Source organism: Paraburkholderia sp. JPY465, from assembly GCF_050436725.1.
GTDB lineage: Bacteria > Pseudomonadota > Gammaproteobacteria > Burkholderiales > Burkholderiaceae > Paraburkholderia > Paraburkholderia youngii.
In genome coordinates, this window is record NZ_JBNDMT010000003.1 from 2,328,459 (window position 1) to 2,347,107 (window position 18,649).

General features: G+C 62.7%; 18 protein-coding genes and 1 tRNA gene. 3 read left to right on the plus strand and 16 right to left on the minus strand.

Annotated elements, in window-relative coordinates; all coding sequences use genetic code 11:
• Nucleotides 1–24 precede the first annotated feature (24 nt).
• The 11 genes from QFZ94_RS25435 to QFZ94_RS25485 form a co-directional block, all read right to left on the minus strand.
• Nucleotides 25–1,278, minus strand: coding sequence for an NADH-quinone oxidoreductase subunit D (locus QFZ94_RS25435; RefSeq protein WP_013088937.1), 1,254 nt, complete (start codon nt 1,276–1,278; stop codon nt 25–27).
• Nucleotides 1,279–1,287: 9 nt separating this feature from the next.
• Nucleotides 1,288–1,890 carry an NADH-quinone oxidoreductase subunit C gene (locus tag QFZ94_RS25440; protein ID WP_368587039.1) on the minus strand — a complete coding sequence of 201 codons (603 nt, stop codon included), beginning with the start codon at nt 1,888–1,890 and terminating at the stop codon, nt 1,288–1,290.
• 20 nt (nt 1,891–1,910) lie between these two features.
• Nucleotides 1,911–2,390: a NuoB/complex I 20 kDa subunit family protein gene (locus QFZ94_RS25445; protein WP_006052903.1), complete on the minus strand. Its 480-nt coding sequence runs from the start codon at nt 2,388–2,390 to the stop codon at nt 1,911–1,913.
• 62 nt (nt 2,391–2,452) lie between these two features.
• Complete coding sequence (locus tag QFZ94_RS25450) at nt 2,453–2,812, minus strand: NADH-quinone oxidoreductase subunit A (protein ID WP_018420012.1); 360 nt, start codon at nt 2,810–2,812, stop codon at nt 2,453–2,455.
• Between the two features lie 157 nt (nt 2,813–2,969).
• A tRNA-Leu gene (locus QFZ94_RS25455) sits at nt 2,970–3,054 on the minus strand.
• A gap of 112 nt (nt 3,055–3,166) precedes the next feature.
• Entirely contained in the window at nt 3,167–3,562 is a 396-nt protein-coding gene (gene secG / locus QFZ94_RS25460; protein WP_410850588.1) for a preprotein translocase subunit SecG, read from the minus strand.
• Nucleotides 3,563–3,644: 82 nt separating this feature from the next.
• Nucleotides 3,645–4,421: a triose-phosphate isomerase gene (tpiA, locus tag QFZ94_RS25465; protein WP_368587038.1), complete on the minus strand. Its 777-nt coding sequence runs from the start codon at nt 4,419–4,421 to the stop codon at nt 3,645–3,647.
• Between the two features lie 97 nt (nt 4,422–4,518).
• Nucleotides 4,519–5,535, minus strand: a complete 1,017-nt coding sequence (locus QFZ94_RS25470; protein ID WP_429460389.1) for an NAD(P)H-quinone oxidoreductase — start codon at nt 5,533–5,535, stop codon at nt 4,519–4,521.
• Nucleotides 5,536–5,685: 150 nt separating this feature from the next.
• Nucleotides 5,686–7,821 carry a polyribonucleotide nucleotidyltransferase gene (gene pnp, locus QFZ94_RS25475; protein ID WP_429460391.1) on the minus strand — a complete coding sequence of 712 codons (2,136 nt, stop codon included), beginning with the start codon at nt 7,819–7,821 and terminating at the stop codon, nt 5,686–5,688.
• Between the two features lie 346 nt (nt 7,822–8,167).
• On the minus strand, nt 8,168–8,440 hold the full coding sequence (gene rpsO / locus QFZ94_RS25480) for a 30S ribosomal protein S15 (protein ID WP_008920609.1): 273 nt from the start codon (nt 8,438–8,440) through the stop codon (nt 8,168–8,170).
• A gap of 194 nt (nt 8,441–8,634) precedes the next feature.
• Nucleotides 8,635–9,942: a branched-chain amino acid ABC transporter substrate-binding protein gene (locus tag QFZ94_RS25485; RefSeq protein ID WP_429460393.1), complete on the minus strand. Its 1,308-nt coding sequence runs from the start codon at nt 9,940–9,942 to the stop codon at nt 8,635–8,637.
• 186 nt (nt 9,943–10,128) lie between these two features.
• Here QFZ94_RS25485 and QFZ94_RS25490 point away from each other — a divergent pair, with 186 nt between their 5' ends.
• The 3 genes from QFZ94_RS25490 (at nt 10,129) to QFZ94_RS25500 (ending at nt 13,214) form a co-directional block, all read left to right on the plus strand.
• Nucleotides 10,129–10,680, plus strand: coding sequence for a hypothetical protein (locus QFZ94_RS25490; protein WP_176380822.1), 552 nt, complete (start codon nt 10,129–10,131; stop codon nt 10,678–10,680).
• A gap of 227 nt (nt 10,681–10,907) precedes the next feature.
• Nucleotides 10,908–11,543 carry a carbonic anhydrase gene (locus QFZ94_RS25495; RefSeq protein WP_429460395.1) on the plus strand — a complete coding sequence of 212 codons (636 nt, stop codon included), beginning with the start codon at nt 10,908–10,910 and terminating at the stop codon, nt 11,541–11,543.
• A 108-nt stretch (nt 11,544–11,651) separates the two neighbouring features.
• Entirely contained in the window at nt 11,652–13,214 is a 1,563-nt protein-coding gene (locus tag QFZ94_RS25500) for a SulP family inorganic anion transporter (RefSeq protein ID WP_429460397.1), read from the plus strand.
• Nucleotides 13,215–13,339: 125 nt separating this feature from the next.
• On the opposite strand, the gene QFZ94_RS25505 is transcribed toward QFZ94_RS25500, so the two are convergent.
• The 5 genes from QFZ94_RS25505 to ilvN form a co-directional block, all read right to left on the minus strand.
• Nucleotides 13,340–14,887, minus strand: a complete 1,548-nt coding sequence (locus QFZ94_RS25505) for a 2-isopropylmalate synthase (RefSeq protein ID WP_013088926.1) — start codon at nt 14,885–14,887, stop codon at nt 13,340–13,342.
• A gap of 368 nt (nt 14,888–15,255) precedes the next feature.
• Complete coding sequence (pssA, locus tag QFZ94_RS25510; protein WP_013088925.1) at nt 15,256–16,125, minus strand: CDP-diacylglycerol--serine O-phosphatidyltransferase; 870 nt, start codon at nt 16,123–16,125, stop codon at nt 15,256–15,258.
• Between the two features lie 24 nt (nt 16,126–16,149).
• Nucleotides 16,150–16,788 (minus strand): phosphatidylserine decarboxylase, encoded by a 639-nt coding sequence (locus QFZ94_RS25515; protein ID WP_115102455.1) that lies wholly within the window; start codon nt 16,786–16,788, stop codon nt 16,150–16,152.
• Between the two features lie 132 nt (nt 16,789–16,920).
• Nucleotides 16,921–17,937, minus strand: coding sequence for a ketol-acid reductoisomerase (gene ilvC / locus QFZ94_RS25520; protein ID WP_008920617.1), 1,017 nt, complete (start codon nt 17,935–17,937; stop codon nt 16,921–16,923).
• A gap of 104 nt (nt 17,938–18,041) precedes the next feature.
• The gene (ilvN, locus tag QFZ94_RS25525; protein WP_008920618.1) at nt 18,042–18,533 is read right to left on the minus strand and encodes an acetolactate synthase small subunit; all 492 of its coding nucleotides are present in this window, start codon (nt 18,531–18,533) and stop codon (nt 18,042–18,044) included.
• Nucleotides 18,534–18,649: the final 116 nt, after the last annotated feature.

Genomic DNA, 18,649 nt, shown 5'->3' on the forward strand with positions numbered 1-18,649 from the left:
CGGACGCGCGTCGATGAATATGTCCTAGCGATCCACTTCGCCGAACACGATGTCCTGGGTGCCGATGATCGTCACGGCATCGGCGATCATGTGGCCGCGCGCCATTTCGTCGAGCGAGGACAGGTGTGCATAGCCCGGCGCGCGGATCTTCAGACGATATGGCTTGTTGGCGCCGTCCGAGATCAGATAGATGCCGAACTCCCCCTTCGGATGTTCGACTGCGGCGTACGCCTCGCCTTCCGGCACGTGGAAGCCCTCGGTGAACAGCTTGAAGTGATGGATCAGATCTTCCATGTTCGACTTCATGCCGACGCGAGACGGCGGCGCCACCTTGTGATTGTCCGTCATCACAGGGCCCGGATTTTTACGCAGCCACTCAATGCACTGTTTCGCGATCCGGCACGATTGACGCATTTCTTCGACGCGTACCAGATAGCGGTCGTAGCAATCGCCATTCACGCCGACCGGAATGTCGAAGTCGAGCTTGTCATAAACTTCATACGGTTGCTTCTTGCGCAGGTCCCACTCGACGCCCGAGCCACGCAGCATCGCGCCGGTCATGCCGAGTTGCAGCGCGCGCTCCGGACTGACCACACCGATGCCGACCAGACGCTGCTTCCATATCCGGTTGTCGGTGAGCAGCGTTTCGTATTCGTCCACGCACTTCGGGAAACGGGTGAAGAAGTCGTCGATGAAGTCGAGCAGCGAACCCTGACGGTTCTCATTCATCTTCGACAACGCCTTCGCATTGCGAATCTTCGACGCCTTGTATTGCGGCATTGCGTCAGGCAAATCGCGGTAGACGCCACCCGGACGGTAGTAGGCCGCGTGCATCCGTGCGCCGGACACCGCTTCGTACACGTCCATCAGGTCTTCGCGCTCGCGGAACGCATACAGGAACACCGCCATCGCACCGACGTCGAGCGCATGCGCGCCGATCCACATCAGGTGATTCAACACGCGCGTGACTTCGTCGAAGAGTACGCGAATGTATTGCGCGCGCAGCGGCACGTCGATGCCGAGTAACTTCTCGATTGCGAGCACGTAGCCGTGCTCGTTGGCCATCATCGACACGTAGTCGAGACGGTCCATGTACGGCACCGACTGGATAAACGTCTTGCTTTCGGCGAGCTTTTCAGTCGCGCGATGCAGTAGACCGATGTGCGGATCGGCGCGCTGAATCACTTCGCCGTCGAGTTCGAGCACGAGACGCAACACACCGTGCGCTGCCGGGTGTTGCGGACCGAAGTTGAGCGTGTAGTTCTTGATCTCTGCCATGACGTTCTCTTAGTGTTTCAGACCGCCATAGCGATCCTCGCGGATCACGCGCGGCGTGATTTCCCGCGGCTCGATCGTCACCGGTTGATAGACGACGCGCTTCTCTTCCGGGTCGTAACGCATCTCGACGTAGCCGGAGACAGGGAAATCCTTGCGGAACGGATGACCGATAAAACCGTAGTCGGTCAAAATGCGGCGCAAGTCCGGATGACCTTCGAAGACGATGCCGTACAGGTCGAACGCTTCGCGCTCGTACCAGTTGACCGAATTCCAGATATCGACGACGGACGGCAGGATCGGCATGTCGTCGTCCGGCGCGAATACGCGCAGACGCAGACGCCAGTTGTTCTGCACCGACAGCAGATGCAGCACTGCTGCAAAACGCGGGCCGTCGTAAGCGCCCTCAGCATAGGTCTGGTAATCGACGCCGCAAAGGTCGACACACTGCTCGAAACCGAGCGAGCGGTCGTCGCGCAGGCGCTTTGCCACGTTGAGGTAGTCGCCAGCCTTGACGACGATCGTCAATTCACCGACCGACTCGGTCACGCTCGTCAGGAGGCCGCCAAAGGCCACCTCGAGGTTCGCTTTCAGGGTCTCGAGTTTGCTTGCCATATTGTGGGGAGGCTTTGGCCTTATTGACGGGCGATGGTGTTGGTGCGGCGAATCTTGGCTTGCAGCTGGATCACGCCGTACACCAGCGCTTCCGCTGTGGGCGGACAACCCGGCACGTACACGTCGACCGGGACGATCCGGTCGCAGCCGCGCACCACCGAGTACGAGTAATGGTAATAGCCGCCGCCGTTCGCGCACGAGCCCATCGAGATCACCCAGCGCGGTTCCGCCATCTGGTCGTAGACCTTCCGCAGAGCGGGCGCCATCTTGTTGCACAGCGTACCGGCGACGATCATCACGTCCGACTGACGCGGACTCGGACGGAACACCACGCCGAAGCGGTCAAGGTCATAACGGGCGGCGCCCGCATGCATCATCTCGACCGCGCAGCATGCGAGACCGAACGTCATCGGCCACAGCGAGCCGGTGCGCGTCCAGTTGATCAGTTTGTCTGCCGTAGTGGTGACAAACCCTTCTTTCAAGACCCCTTCGATACTCATTTGCTTTCCACTCCAGACGGGGCGGCAAGCCTGGCCACCCACGCAAACCGGCGATTAATCCATCATTCCCAGTCGAGGCCGCCCTTCTTCCAGATGTAGGCAAAACCAAGCAGGAACTCGAGCAGGAAAATCATCATTGCCGTGAACCCGGCCCAGCCGATGTCACGCAATGCCACGCCCCACGGGAACAGGAACGCGGTTTCAAGATCGAAAATGATGAAGAGAATGGCGACGAGGTAGTAGCGCACATCGAACTTCATGCGCGCATCTTCGAATGCTTCGAAGCCGCACTCGTACGGTGCGTTTTTTTCGGTGTCGGGTTTGTTGGGACCAAGGAGCTTGCCGATACTGACCAGCGCTACGCCTAAACCGGTGCCCACAATAAGGAACAACAAAACGGGGAAATAGGCTGCGAGGTTCAAGACAATCCTCAATCGGTTGGTTCTGAGTGCCGTCAGGAGCATAGCACCCCTGACGCGAAATCACTTCCTGAACACGCATGACGTAAGCTCATAGCCATACGCCAGAAGTGAAAATGCCAGCCGAAGCGAAGCAAGCGGCTGGCATTTAGATAACATTTGGTGCCGACGGCGAGACTCGAACTCGCACAGCTTTCGCCACTACCCCCTCAAGATAGCGTGTCTACCAATTTCACCACGTCGGCACTATATGCAATCCGGGAAAACAACTTGTAAAACCCGCGAATCGCTTCAAGACTTGAATTGTAACTTGTTTAAACAGATTGTTCAACGCACAAGAGCACGCCTACCGAAAATTTATTTCGGCACACCCGTTGCTGGAACCGACGCAGGCGAAGCCGGCGCTGCGGGCGATGCCGCCACCGGAGCTGAACCTGCAGCCGGTGCGGAAGCAGGTGAAGCCGCGATCGGTGCAGTAGCTGCCGCGCCCAGCACGCCTGACGACGGCTTCACGTGATACGCACCAAGGTAAGTGAGCGCCAAGGTCGTGGCAAAAAACAGCGCTGCGAGCACCGCCGTGGTACGCGACAGGAAGTTCGCCGAACCCGTCGCACCGAACAGGCTACCCGATGCGCCGCTGCCGAAAGCCGCGCCCATGTCGGCCCCTTTGCCGTGCTGCAGCAACACGAGGCCGATGACCCCGAGCGCCGACAACAACTGAACGACGATAATCAATGTTTTCAAATACAGCATCACACTCACCTGAGTCTTTATTTAACCGCGCCGCACACTGTGTGTTGCGCGAAAAGGAGCCATCCTTGTCGAGACGCTCTACTTAACCAGCCACGCTGGTCGCAGCGGCCGCCTTGCAGATTGCCAGGAAATCCTGATCTTTCAACGACGCGCCGCCGATCAGGCCGCCGTCGATATCGTTCTGACGGAACAGTTCTTCCGCGTTGTCCGGCTTCACGCTGCCGCCGTACAGCAACGGCACGTCCGCCGCACCTTTTGCCGCGAGACGTGCGCGCAGGAACGCATGCACGGCCTGCGCCTGTGCCGCCGATGCGCTCTTGCCGGTGCCAATTGCCCACACCGGCTCATACGCGACGACGAGGCGAGCCGCTTCCTGGGCCGACAGCTTCGCGAGCACCTCGTCGAGCTGACCGCCGACGACCTGCTCGGTCGAGCCAGCCTCGCGTTCTTCGAGCGTTTCGCCGACGCACACGATCGGCGTCAACCCTGCCTCAAGCACACGCTGCGTTTTCACCGCGACCAGCTCGGCGCTTTCGCGATGATACGCGCGGCGCTCCGAGTGCCCGACGATCGCAAACGTGGCACCAAAGTCTGTCACCATCGGCGCAGCCACTTCGCCGGTATAGGCGCCATGCGTGAACGCGGACACGTCCTGCACGCCCCACACGACCGGACTGCCTTCGAGCAGCGACTGCGCCTGCGCGATATAGAGGCTCGGCACGCAGACACCGACGCGCACGTCGGCCGGCAATTCATTGGCCCCCTGCACCACTGCCTGCAACAACGCGGCGTTCGCGGCGAGCCGCCCATGCATCTTCCAATTACCGACTACCAGTTTGGCTCGTTGTTGATTCGACATCGTCTCGTATTGTCCTGTCTTGCCAGTCCGACCTGCTCCGGCGCGCGCAAAACGCGCAATTTTACTGCGTGGGGTGGATCGGGTCAAACCGGTGGTGTCAAGCCTCCTGACCCCACGTCAACACGAGCTTGCCAACGTGGGCGCTGCTTTCCATCAGCGTGTGGGCGTCGGCAGCCTGGGTGGCCGGAAACACGCGATGCACGACCGGCTTGATGCGCCCGGCTTCGAGATGCGGCCATACGCGCTCTTTCAGTTGCGCGGCGATCTGTGCCTTGAACTCGATCGGCCGTGGCCGCAGTGTCGAACCGGTAACGGTCAGGCGGCGACGCAGCACTTCGTTCAGGTTCAGCTCCGCCTTCGCGCCGCCGAGCAGCGCAATCAGCACGATGCGGCCACCGTCGGCGAGCGCCGACAGTTCGCGCGGCACGTAGCTGCCCGCGACCATATCGAGGATCACGTCGACCCCACGATCGTTGGTCAGCGACTTGATGACTTCGACAAAATCTTCCGTCTTGTAGTTGATGGCCCGTTCGGCGCCGAGCGCTTCGCACGCGCGGCACTTTTCGTCCGAGCCAGCGGTGGCGAACACACGGAACCCGAGCGCGTGCGCAATCTGGATCGCAGTCACGCCGATGCCGCTCGATCCGCCCTGTACGAGCAGCGTTTCGTTCGCGCCACCCTCACCCTGGCCGAGCTGCGCGCGATTGAATACGTTGCTCCACACCGTGAAGAAAGTCTCGGGCAGCGAAGCCGCTTCGACATCCGACAATCCCGCCGGCACGGGCAGGCATTGCAGAAGCGGCGCCGCCGCATACTCCGCATAGCCGCCGCCCGCGAGCAGCGCGCACACGCGGTCGCCAATCTTCAGACCGAACGGGTTGTTCTTCGCGTCGATCGTGCCGCCGACGATCTCGCCCGCCACCTCCAGCCCCGGCAGATCCGACGCTCCGGGTGGCGGCGCATAACCGCCCTTGCGCTGAAACACGTCCGGACGATTGATGCCGGATGCCGCCACCTTGATCAGCACCTCGCCAGCCTTGGGCTGCGGCGTCGGACGCTCCGCCAGCTTGAGGACTTCCGGGGCACCGAATTCAGTGATTTCGATCGCTTTCATCTGCGTCAACTCCAAGATTGGATTGCGTTGCCTATCCGTTGCTGCCGTTCGCCCTGGCACCCAGCTGCGATTCGAATGCGCAACGCAATCCATCCTGCATGAAAAACGGCCGGCGTGCATGACACGGCCGGCCGTTTGTCCGTTACCGCCTTACTGCGGCGTCGGTTCGCCTTGCGGCGCGTCGTTCAGCAGTGCCTTCGCCGACAGACGCACACGACCCTTCTCGTCCGTCTGGATGACCTTGACCTTCACCTGCTGGCCATCCTTCAGATAGTCGTTGATGTCCTTGATGCGCTCGTTCGCGATCTCGGAGATATGCAGCAGACCGTCCTTACCCGGCAGGATGTTCACGATCGCGCCGAAGTCGAGCAGCTTGAGCACGGTGCCTTCGTACACCTGGCCCACTTCGACTTCCATCGTGATCGCTTCGATACGACGCTTCGCTTCGGCCATGCCTTCGCTGTTCGTGCTCGCGATCGTGACGACGCCATCGTCCGAAATGTCGATCGTGGTGCCGGTTTCTTCGGTCAGCGCGCGGATTACCGAGCCACCCTTGCCGATCACGTCGCGGATCTTTTCCGGGTTGATCTTGATGGTGATCATGCGCGGGGCGAACTCCGACAGCTGGGTGTTCGCGCCCGACACCGCCGAGGTCATCTTGCCGAGGATGTGCATGCGGCCTTCCTTCGCCTGCGCGAGCGCGACCTGCATGATTTCCTTGGTAATACCCTGGATCTTGATGTCCATCTGCAGCGCGGTCACGCCTTGTTCCGTACCCGCGACCTTGAAGTCCATGTCGCCGAGGTGATCTTCGTCGCCGAGGATGTCGGTCAGCACCGCGAAGCGGTTGCCTTCGAGAATCAGGCCCATCGCGATGCCGGCGACGTGCGCCTTCATCGGCACGCCGGCGTCCATCAGCGCGAGGCAGCCGCCGCACACCGAGGCCATCGACGACGAGCCGTTCGACTCCGTGATTTCCGACACGACGCGGATGGAGTAGCCGAATTCGTCGGCGCTCGGCAGGCACGCGACGAGCGCGCGCTTGGCGAGACGGCCGTGACCGATTTCGCGGCGCTTCGGCGAACCGACGCGGCCCGTTTCGCCGGTCGCGAACGGAGGCATGTTGTAGTGGAGCATGAAGCGCTCACGGTATTCGCCTTCGAGCGCGTCGATGCTCTGCTCGTCACCCTTCGTGCCGAGCGTCGCAACCACCAGCGCCTGCGTCTCGCCGCGCGTGAACAGCGCCGAGCCGTGGGTACGCGGCAGCACGCCGGTGCGGATTTCGATCGGGCGCACGGTGCGCGTGTCGCGGCCGTCGATGCGCGGCTCGCCGTTCAGGATCTGGGTACGGACGATCTTCGCTTCGATGTCGAACAGCACGTTGCCGACCGACGCCTTGTCGGCCGCCACGGTACCGTCTGCCGCCGCTTCTTCCTCGAGCTTCGCCGAGGTCGCCGCGTAGACTTCCTTCAGCTTGGTCGAGCGAGCCTGCTTGTCGCGGATCTGGTAAGCCGCGAGCAGATCGGCTTGCGCGAGTTCCGTGACGCGCGCGATCAGCGCTTCGTTCTTCGCGGCCGGCTGCCAGTCCCACTCGGGCTTGCCGCCTTCGCGGACCAGTTCATGGATCGCGTCGATCGCGGTCTGCATCTGCTCATGACCGAACACGACGGCGCCGAGCATTACCTCTTCGCTCAGCTGCTGCGCTTCCGATTCGACCATCAGCACCGCGCGTTCCGTACCGGCGACGACCAGGTCGAGCGCCGATTCCTTCATCTGCGGACGCGTCGGGTTCAGCACGTATTCATTGTTGATGTAGGCCACGCGTGCCGCGCCGACCGGGCCGTTGAACGGCAGACCGGACACCGCGAGCGCCGCCGATGCGCCGATCAGCGCCGGGATGTCGGCGGGGATTTCCGGATTCAGCGACAGCACGTGAATCACGACCTGCACTTCGTTGTAGAAGCCTTCCGGGAAGAGCGGGCGCAGCGGACGGTCGATCAGGCGCGAGATCAGCGTCTCGCCTTCCGACGGACGGCCTTCGCGACGGAAGAAGCCACCCGGGATCTTGCCGGCGGCGTAGGTCTTTTCGATGTAATCGACGGTGAGGGGGAAGAAGTCCTGACCCGGCTTCGCGGTCTTCGCGCCGACCACGGTGGCGAGCACCACGGTGTCTTCGACGTCGACGATTACCGCGCCGCTCGCCTGGCGAGCGATTTCACCGGTTTCGAGGCGAACGTTGTGCTGCCCCCACTTAAACTCTTTGACGATCTTATTGAACATAGTCATTGCTTTTCCTCATCGTAATGCCGCGCAGACCGGAAGCGGCGCGGCAACGCCGGGGCCGGCGCCGCATGGGAAGAGTCGTGCTATGCCATTCCAGAGAGTCACGTGCTGCGAGCGCGCGCGAACCGCTGGAATGACACAAAACTCTGCCCTGAAGCCCGGCCTTGTTTCCTGTTACTGCTTTTCTACTGCTGCTCTGCTACTGCTACTACGCTTGCCCGTGGACGCCGCGCGACCCGGCATACGCCGCGGATCACAGGCGGTGCGCGTTACACGAAGCGCGCCGTGCAAAAACAAAATGCCTGTATCAGCGAAACTGACACAGGCATCTTGCTGAACGACTGGCCGATTACTTACGCAGACCCAGCTTCTCGATCAGGCTGCGGTAACGATCCGCGTCCTTGCCCTTCAGGTAGTCGAGCAGTTTGCGACGGCGGCTCACCATGCGCAGCAGACCGCGGCGGCTGTGGTGATCCTTCGTGTGCTCCTTGAAGTGGGAGGTCAGTTCGTTGATACGGGTCGTGAGCAGCGCGACCTGAACTTCGGGGGAGCCGGTGTCGTTGGCTGCGCGTGCAAATTGCGCGACGACTTCGGACTTCTTGCTTGCTTCAACTGCGGACATGTCAATTTCCTTGATAACTGGACAGGCGGTCACGGAAGAAAGGCCGTGCCGTGGGATACCCGTTTCACAATTTACTGAGCCCCGTTCGTGGCTGAATTAGCTGAATGAGAACCCAGCCCAACAACGGGACGCGTATTGTAGCACAGCCGACTTCGGCCGCGAAGCCCGCGCTAGCAAGGCGGATCGCGCGTCTCTCAGGGGCGTCGCATCCGACAGACTGTCGGCAATATCGTGCGCTCGGCTGGCAGCGCCAGCACCGTGCGAAAGCCATAGCCGGAACCTTCGTTATCGAAATGCACGCCGGGGGTGCCGGCTTTGTCCATCTGCATCACGTAAAGGGGCTGGATCAGCTGATGGTCGTCGGCGCGCATCCACGATGCGTGAAAACCGTTGTCGAAGCGGATGCCCTCGAGCGCTTTCGCGACCGCCGTCGGATCGGCGCTGCCGGCGCGGTTCATCGCGGCGGCGAGTGTGTCGATCAGCAGTGGCATACGCAGCACCGGATAGTCGTCCTGCGCGGCCGGATAGCGCGCGCGGAACGCCGCGTACCATGCATCGGAAGCCGCGCCGCCGACGTTCGGATGCCACTCGGCCACGGCGATCACGTGACCCACACCCGCGTCGCCGAGGGCGGCCGGCGCGCCGAGGCTGTTGCCGTAGAACGTGTAGAACTTCGTGTCGAGGCCCTGCTCGCGCGCCGCCTTCACGAGCAACGTCAGGTCGTTGCCCCAGTTGCCGGTGATCACGGCGTCCGCGCCGCTCGCGCGGATCTTCGCGATGTACGGCGCGAAGTCCTTCACTCGGCCGATCGGGTGGAATTCGTCGCCGACCACCGCGATGTCAGGCCGCTTCACCGCGAGCGTCGAGCGCGCGAGGCTGCTTACGTCGTGGCCGAAGCTATAGTCCTGATTCAGCAGGTAGACCTTTTTCACCGTCCTGTCGCGCTCGATCACCGCGGCGAGCGCGGCCATCCGCATGCCCGCGTGCGCGTCGAAGCGGAAGTGCCAGAAGCTGCAGTTCGTGTTGGTGAGCGCGGGGTCGTCGGCCGAGTAGTTCAGGAACAGTTCGCGGTTGTCCGGCTCGCGGCTGTTGTGCTTGTCGATCGCGCCGATGAGCGCCGCGGCGACCGCCGAGCTATTGCCCTGCAGGATGTAGCCGATATGGCGATCCGCGGCTGCGCGCAATTGCGTCAGCGCTTCCTCTGTGCTGCCTTTGCTGTCGAGCACGACGAGTTCGAACGGATGCGCGCCGTCTGCGAGCTTCACGCCGCCGTGCGCGTTGACCTGTTCGACACCGAAGCGCAGATTGCGCTCGACTGCCGTGCCCGCGTTCGCGAACGGGCCAGACATGCCTTCGATCAGCGCGAGCCGGATCGGGGCGCCCGTGGGTTTGCCGATCGGATTCACCTCCGAACTCGTCGCCCGCGCCACGCCCACGCCAACCGCCGCCATTGAGATCGCCGTCAGCGCAACCGCCGCCGCCCGTTGCCACATCGCCGTCATGGTCGTCCTGCCTGAATCTTCGAAGCGCGGATCATAGAACCACGCGCACGGAATAGGCAAGCCGGCGCATCCGTTCCCTTTGGAGGCGACGCACGTTCGAGCAGCGCCATTCTTTCGCCGTGGCGCGTGTCAAAATAGTGCGTCTCGATGATAAGAACCGCTATTCAAACGCCATCGGAGGAATACATGTCGAACCGCCATCACCGCACGGCGGCCTCTATCACAACCCCGGCCGGCGCGAGTCTGCGGCGCGCCGCGTTCGTTTGCCTGAGCGTGCTCGCGCTCGCCGGCTGCGCCCAGCCGTGGCAGCAGTATCAACAGGGAGCGGATGCATCGACGGTGATCGCGCGGCTCGGACCGCCGCGCGAAACCTACGACCTGCCCGACGGCGGCAAGCGCCTGATGTGGCCGACCCAACCGATGGGCGAAACCACCACCGCCGCCGACATCGACGCGGCCGGCAAGATCGTCAACATGCGCCAGGTGTTGCAACCCAACGAGTTCTACCGCGCCGAGATCGGCAAATGGACGCGCAGCGACGTGCTGGTGAACTTCGGCCGTCCGGTCGAAACGTCGTACTTCCCGATGATGAGGCGCGAAGTGTGGACCTATCGGTATCTCGAGGACAACGTCTGGTACATGCTGTACAGCTTCTACTTCGACGACCAGGGCATCTTGCGCCTCACGCAGAAGACTCCCGACCCGCTGCACGAGCCCGACCGCCGCAGCCTGTTCTGAGTCCAGAGCGCCGTTTTCGAAAGAAGAAGCCCATCTCAAAAAAGCCGCTAGCCATAGGCGGCTTTTTTATTCCTCGAGCATAAAGAAGAATTTTATCCTGCTCGCGTCAACCATTTCGCAAAAGAAAGGTTATCGTAAACACCGTTAGGCACCGGCTCGCGATCGACCGCACAGCCGCGGTTTCGATCCGGTGCCAGGTCAATTGCCTGTGTTACGGAGTTGCTACGATGAACCGCCCCAAACACCTGCTGGTCGCCAACGTCGCGTGGGCCCATGAAACCGCGACGCGCAATCCGGCATTCTTTCGCGACCTCATGCGCGGACAGAATCCGCACATTCTGTGGATAGGCTGCGCGGACAGCCGAGTGCCCGCCGAAACGATCACACATTGCGAGCCCGGCGATCTGTTCGTTCATCGCAACATCGCCAACCTGTTTGATCCCGGCGACGACAACGTCGCGAGCGTCCTCGAATACGCGGTGCGAGTGCTCAAGGTCGGCCATGTGATCGTCTGCGGGCACTATGGCTGCGGCGGCGTGCGCGCCGCGCTGCTGCCGCCCGACCCCGCGCTGCCCCATGTAAACCGGCGTATCGCGCCGCTCTGCGCGCTCGCGCGAACGCATCGCCCGGAACTGGACGGCGCGGCGAGCGAATCGGATCGCGTGAACCGCCTCGCCGAGCTGAATGTGTTCGAACAGGTGCGGCAGCTACGGGCGAGCCCGATCGTGCACGAGGCTGATGCGCCGCCGCTCGTGCACGGCTGGATCTTTGCGCTCGACGACGGGCGCATCAAGGTTCTCACCTCCGGCTATAGCGCCGACGACGCGATGACCTGCCCGACCGCCGCGCACAGCGCGGCCTAGCGAAGCGCGTCGCGCGCCCCATTCAAACCGCGGACGGAGCCGACAGCGGAATCGTCATCGAGCCACCGCTGTTCGTCGCCCGCCACCCTACTCCCGCTTCTGGACTCCATGGATACTCAAACCTCCTTCTCCGCGCTCCAGCGCGACGTGCTCGCCGGAACGGCCGTTTTTCTGGTCGCGCTGCCGCTTTGCCTCGGCATTGCTCATGCATCGGGCGTCGACCCGTTTGCCGGACTGGTGTCGGGCATCATTGGCGGGCTCGTGGTTGCCGCGCTGAGCGGCTCGCGTCTGAGCGTGAGCGGCCCGGCCGCCGGCCTCGTCGTGATCGTCGTCGACGGCATCGCGCGGCTTGGCGGCTTTTCCGCTTTCCTGCTGGCCGTACTGCTGTCGGGCGTCATCCAGTTCGGCTTCGGCATGCTCAGGGCTGGTCGGTTGGCGGCCTACGTGCCGTCGCCAGTGATCAAGGGGATGCTCGCGGCCATCGGCGTGCTGTTGATCCTGAAGCAGTTTCCCGTAGCGCTGGGGTTGTCCGGCACCGCTCACTCCGTCCTCTCGGCGGCGGAGGTCGCAACGCCGCTCGGCCCAATCTCGCTGACCGCCGTGCTGATCACACTGCTGTCGCTCGCAATCCTCGCCGGCTGGGAAACGCGCGCGCTGCGCCGCTTCGCCGTCGTGCGCATCATGCCGGCGCCGCTCGCGGTGGTGCTGCTCGGCATCGGCGCGACCCTCACGCTCGATCTCGTCGCGCCATCGTTGGCACCGCCCGCCGAACGGCGGGTCGCGTTGCCGTCGCTCGAATCGTTCGCGGCACTGCAGGCCGTGCTCGCGTCGGCCGACTTCGGACCGCGGTTCGCCCAGCTCATCAATCCAGACATATGGCGCGTCGCGATCACGATCGCCATCCTCGCAAGTCTCGAAACGCTACTGAGCCTCGAAGCGGTCGAACAGATCGATCCGGAACGCCGCCGCGCACCGCCCGATCGCGAACTGAAGGCGCAGGGCGTAGGCAATCTGATCGCGGGCGCGATCGGCGGACTGCCGATCACCGCAGTGATCGTGCGTAGCTCCGCGAACGTGCATGCCGGCGCAAAAAGCCGGCTCTCGGCGATCGTTCATGGGGTGTTGCTTCTCGTCAGCGTGTTCGCACTCACGAGCGTGATCAACCTGATCCCGCTTGCCTGCCTTGCCGCGATCCTGATCTTCACCGGCTTCAAACTCGCCAAGCCGTCGTTGTTCGCCGGGCTCGCGCGACAGGGATTCGCGCCGTTCGCACCGTTTATCGTCACGGTCGCCGGTGTGCTCGTCACCGATCTGCTGATCGGTATCGTGCTCGGCATCCTGTGCAGCATGCTGTTCGCGCTGTACGCAAACCTGCGCGGCCCGATCGTGCTCGCGCAGCATGGCGATCACTACCTGCTGTCGTTTCGCAAGGACGTGTCGTTTCTCGGCAAGGTGCCGCTCAAGCACTATCTGGAGCAGATTCCGGATGGCGCCACCGTCATCGTCGACGCGACACGCGCCGATTTCGTCGATCACGACGTGCGCGAACTGCTGGACGCGTTCGTCGCGGATGCGCCCCGCCGCGGGATCACCGTCGACCTCAGATATCAGGTCCGCGAGCAGGCGCGCGCAACGAACGGCTGGTCGCTGCGGCGCACGACGGCGGAGTAGTCCCGGCGTATCGGGTCGCCGCGCTTGCGCGATGACCGCGAAAAAAAGCCCCGCGTCCCAGGCATCGCGGGGCTTCTCATCGATTCACAGTCGACATTGCGCGCCACCGGCGCGCAATGTTCGCGTTACTCCGAGCGCTGCGGATTCAATTTGTCCGCATTCGAATAGAGTTTGTTGAGCGCCGAGAAATATGCCTTCGCGGACGCCGCGACGATATCCGGATCGGTGCCGGTGCCGTTGACGATGCGTCCGCTCTTCGACAACCGAACGGTCACTTCGCCCTGCGCCTGGGTGCCGGTCGTGATCGCGTTGACCGAGTACAGCAGCAGCTCGGAGCCGCTGCCCACTTCCGTTTCGATCGCGTTGAGCGTGGCGTCGACCGGGCCATTGCCGCGCGCTTCGCCGGTGATCTCTTTACCCTCTACCGAGAATACGACCTTCGCGTGCGGCTGCTCACCGGTTTCCGAATGCTGCGACATCGACAGGAATTTGTAGTGCTCCTTCTCGTGCGCTTCGGCCGATTCCTCGTTGACGATCGCGATGATGTCTTCGTCGAAAATCTCCGCCTTGCGATCCGCAAGTTCCTTGAAGCGCGCGAACGCGGTGTTCAGTTCGGCTTCGCTGTCGAGCGCGATGCCGAGCTCCTGCAGACGCTGTTTGAACGCATTGCGGCCCGACAGCTTGCCGAGCACGATCTTGTTCGCGGTCCAACCCACGTCTTCCGCACGCATGATTTCGTAGGTGTCGCGCGCCTTCAGCACGCCGTCCTGATGGATGCCCGACGCATGCGCGAATGCGTTCGCGCCGACCACGGCCTTGTTCGGCTGCACGACGAAGCCGGTGATCTGCGACACGAGCTTCGAGGCCGGCACGATTTGAGTCGTATCGAGACCGACGTCGAGTCCGAAGTAATCCTTGCGGGTCTTCACCGCCATCACGATTTCTTCGAGCGACGTGTTGCCCGCGCGCTCGCCGAGACCGTTGATCGTGCATTCGACCTGGCGTGCACCGCCGATCTGCACGCCGGCGAGCGAATTCGCGACCGCCATGCCGAGGTCGTTGTGGCAATGCACGGAGAACACCGCCTTGTGCGAGTTCGGAATGCGCTCGCGCAGCGTCTTCACGAGTTGGCCATAGAGCTCCGGCACACCGTAGCCGACCGTGTCCGCGATGTTGATCGTGGTCGCGCCTTCGGCGATCACCGCTTCGAGCACGCGGCACAGAAAGTCCATATCCGAGCGGCTGCCGTCTTCCGGCGAGAATTCGACGTCGTCGGTAAACTTGCGCGCGAAACGCACCGCGAGCTTGGCCTGCTCGAACACCTGCTCGGGCGTCATGCGCAGCTTCTTTTCCATGTGCAGCGGCGACGTCGCGATGAACGTGTGGATGCGGAAATGATCGGCCGGCTTCAGTGCGTCGGCGGCCTTCTGAATGTCCTTGTCGTTCGCGCGCGCAAGCGAGCAGATCGTGCTGTCCTTCACCAGGCCGGCGATCGTATGGATCGCGTCGAAGTCGCCGTTCGAGCTGGCCGCGAAGCCCGCTTCGATCACGTCGACTTTCATCCGTTCGAGTTGCTTGGCGATGCGGATCTTCTCTTCCTTCGTCATCGACGCGCCGGGCGATTGCTCGCCGTCACGCAGCGTGGTGTCGAAAATGATCAGTTTGTCGGACATGTCGGGCCTCCTCGGGAGTCGTTCAGATGTGTGACCTGGTTTTGGAATAGGACGATGGGTGCGGCCGCTGGCAAGGTAAGGCGATCGCGATGATCGCGGCCGGCGCGGACGGAACGCAAAGACGCATAAGGGCGAGAACCAAGCATGATGGCGCGGCGCAGCGAACGATCTCGCCGACTCGGCAAAATCGGCCACGTCAACGCACTGATCCGACGACTATAGCGGCATTCCAGCCACCACGCAATGCGCTCCGGCGCGGCCTGCCCCGCGCTCCGAAGCGGGCTCGTAACAGCATCAGCCAATGAAAAACGGCAGCGCGTGGGCTGCCGTTTTTCGTATGTCGCTGCGATGCAGCGAAGCTCAATTCGTCACCGGTCGTGCGACATCGAACGCGCCGGATTGGCCCGGCCGCGTATCGCCTGATAGGCCCAGAACACGTAGCCGGACAGACCGTACAGCACGAACAGACCGAACAGCATCAGCGGCGGATCGGACGACACGAGCACGAACGCGACCACGACCAGCAGGATCACGCCGAACGGCACGCGATGCCGCACGTCGAGCGCCTTGCCGCTGTAGAACGGTGCGTTCGACACCATCGTCACGCCCGCATAGATGGTCAGCACGAAGGCGACCCACGGCAGCCAGACGAGCTTCAGCGGCACGCGGTTGTCGGTGGCGAGCCACACGAAACCGGCGATCAGCGCCGCCGCGGCCGGGCTCGGCATGCCCTGGAAAAAACGCTTGTCGACCACGCCGATGTTCGTATTGAAGCGCGCGAGCCGCAGCGCCGCGCCCGAGCAATAGACGAACGCCGCGAGCCAGCCCCACCGGCCGAGGTCTTTCAGTATCCACTCGTACATCACGAGCGCGGGCGCAACACCGAACGACACCATGTCCGACAGGCTGTCGAACTGCTCGCCGAACGCGCTTTGCGTATGCGTCATGCGCGCGACGCGGCCGTCCATGCCATCGAGCACCATCGCGACGAAGATCGCGATCGCCGCGATCTCGAAGCGCACGTTCATCGCCTGCACGACGGCGAAGAAACCGCAGAACAGCGCGGCCGTGGTGAACGCGTTCGGCAGCAGGTAGATGCCGCGTTTTCTGAGGAACTGCTGACGCTGCGCGCGCCGGCTGTCGGCGGCCGGCGACTCCGTGACCACCGGCTTGTTGCGGCGAAACGGACGCGGCAGCGGTCCGCTGCTGCGAGGTCGACGCGGTTTGAATGCGGCCATTCGAACAACCTCCTGTATGCCGCTTTACAGCTCGGCGAGGATCGTGGACGACGCCGACACCTTCTCGCCGATCGATACGCGCGGACGGCTGCCCACCGGCAGATACACGTCGACGCGCGAACCGAAGCGGATGAATCCGTAACGCTGGCCGCGGGTCAGCGGCTCGCCGGCACGGACGTAGCAAAGAATGCGCCGTGCGATCAACCCGGCGATCTGCACCGAGGTGACCGTCTGGCCGCCGGCCATTTCGATCACGACCGCGTTGCGCTCGTTTTCGAGCGAGGCTTTGTCGACCGCGGCGTTCAGATACGCGCCAGGAAAGTATTCGACCTTCGAGATCGCGCCGTCGACCGGCGAGCGCTGCGAGTGCACGTTGAATACGTTCATGAAGACGCTGATCTTCAGCGCTTCACGATTCGCATAAGGGTCATGTGCGGTTTCTACCGCGACGATGCGACCGTCGGCGGGACACAGCACCGCGTTGGCCTGCGTCGGAATCGGACGCGCCGGGTCGCGGAAGAACTGCACGACGAAGATCAGGATCAGCCAGAAGAGCCACGCAAAGCCGAACCCCGCGAAGGCGTGAACCAGTAGTGCAACGACGGCCGCGATGGCGATGAACGGCCAGCCTTCTCGCGCGATGATCGGATGAGGGTAATTCATGGATGGCTTCTGTGTTTTTGTAAAACCGTAGGATAGCAAAAGCCGCCCAGGGTTCAGCACCCTTGGACGGCTTTTTGCATGGTCCGGCCGCCGCGCCGAGGCGCCGCGCCGGACCCCGTTACGTCGAGACGCTTAGTTCTTCGACTGGTCGACGAGCTTGTTCTTCGCGATCCACGGCATCATCGCGCGCAGCTTCGAGCCAACCTGCTCGATCTGGTGCTCGGCCGTCAGACGGCGACGCGATTGCAGCGTCGGTGCGCCAGCCTTGTTCTCGATGATGAAGCTCTTCGCGTATTCGCCGGTCTGGATGTCGGTCAGCACGGCCTTCATCGCCTTCTTCGTTTCGGCGGTCACGATGCGCGGACCCGTCACGTACTCGCCGTACTCGGCGTTGTTCGAGATCGAGTAGTTCATGTTCGCGATGCCGCCTTCGTAGATCAGGTCGACGATCAGCTTCAGTTCGTGCAGGCACTCGAAGTACGCCATTTCCGGCGCGTAACCCGCTTCGACCAGCGTTTCGAAGCCAGCCTTGATCAGGTCGACGGTACCGCCGCAAAGCACGGCCTGCTCGCCGAACAGGTCGGTTTCGGTTTCTTCGCGGAAGTTCGTTTCGATGATGCCGGCACGGCCGCCGCCGTTAGCCGCTGCGTACGACAAAGCGATGTCGCGCGCGGCGCCCGACTTGTCTTGCGCAACCGCGATCAGGTGCGGCACGCCGCCACCTTGCGAGTAGGTGCCGCGAACCGTGTGGCCCGGGGCCTTCGGCGCGATCATGATCACGTCGAGGTCAGCACGCGGGATCACCTGGCCGTAGTGAACGTTGAAGCCGTGCGCGAACGCGAGCGCTGCGCCCTGCTTGATGTTCGCGTGGACTTCCTTCGCGTACACGTCGGCGATCTGCTCGTCCGGCAGCAGCATCATCACGACGTCCGCGCCCTTCACCGCTTCTGCGACTTCCTTGACTTGCAGGCCGGCGTTTTCAGCCTTGCTCCACGATGCGCCGCCCTTACGCAGACCGACCGTGATGTTCACGCCGCTTTCCTTCAGGTTCAGCGCGTGCGCATGGCCTTGCGAGCCATAGCCGATGATGGTGACCTGCTTGCCCTTGATGAGGGAGAGATCGGCGTCCTTGTCGTAGAAAACTTTCATGTCGGTTCCTTGGCTAGATTCGATGATTCAGAGAAATTCAGGTACTGCGAATGTTGTTATTACAGCCGGGCGATGCCGCGTTGCCCGGCCTTTCGATCGGGACGTCAGACCTTCAGAATGCGCTCGCCGCGACCGATGCCCGAGCTGCCCGTGCGGACCGTCTCGAGAATCGCCGTGGAGTCGAGCCCCTCGATGAAGGCGTCGAGCTTGTCGCTCGCCCCCGTCAGTTCGATCGTGTAGGTCTTTTCTGTGACGTCGATGATGCGGCCGCGGAAAATGTCCGACATCCGCTTCATCTCCTCACGTTCCTTGCCGACCGCCCTCACCTTGATCAGCATCAGCTCGCGTTCGATGTGGGCGCCCTCGGTAAGGTCGACCACTTTCACCACCTCGATCAGGCGGTTCAGATGCTTCGTGATCTGTTCGATCACGTCGTCGGAGCCAACGGAGACGATGGTCATGCGCGACAGCGAACGATCTTCGGTCGGAGCCACCGTCAAGGTTTCAATGTTGTAGCCGCGTGCCGAGAACAGACCCACCACGCGCGACAGCGCGCCCGGTTCGTTTTCCAGCAGGACTGAAATGATGTGTCTCATGTTTCGCTTCTTCCAGATGATGTGTCGATGTCTGCGAGCGGAGCGGCGCCGCCTCGTCTGCTCTCGCCTTTTGTGAAGGCGCGCATCACGAAGCCGGCGCTGGATTCAACCAAACG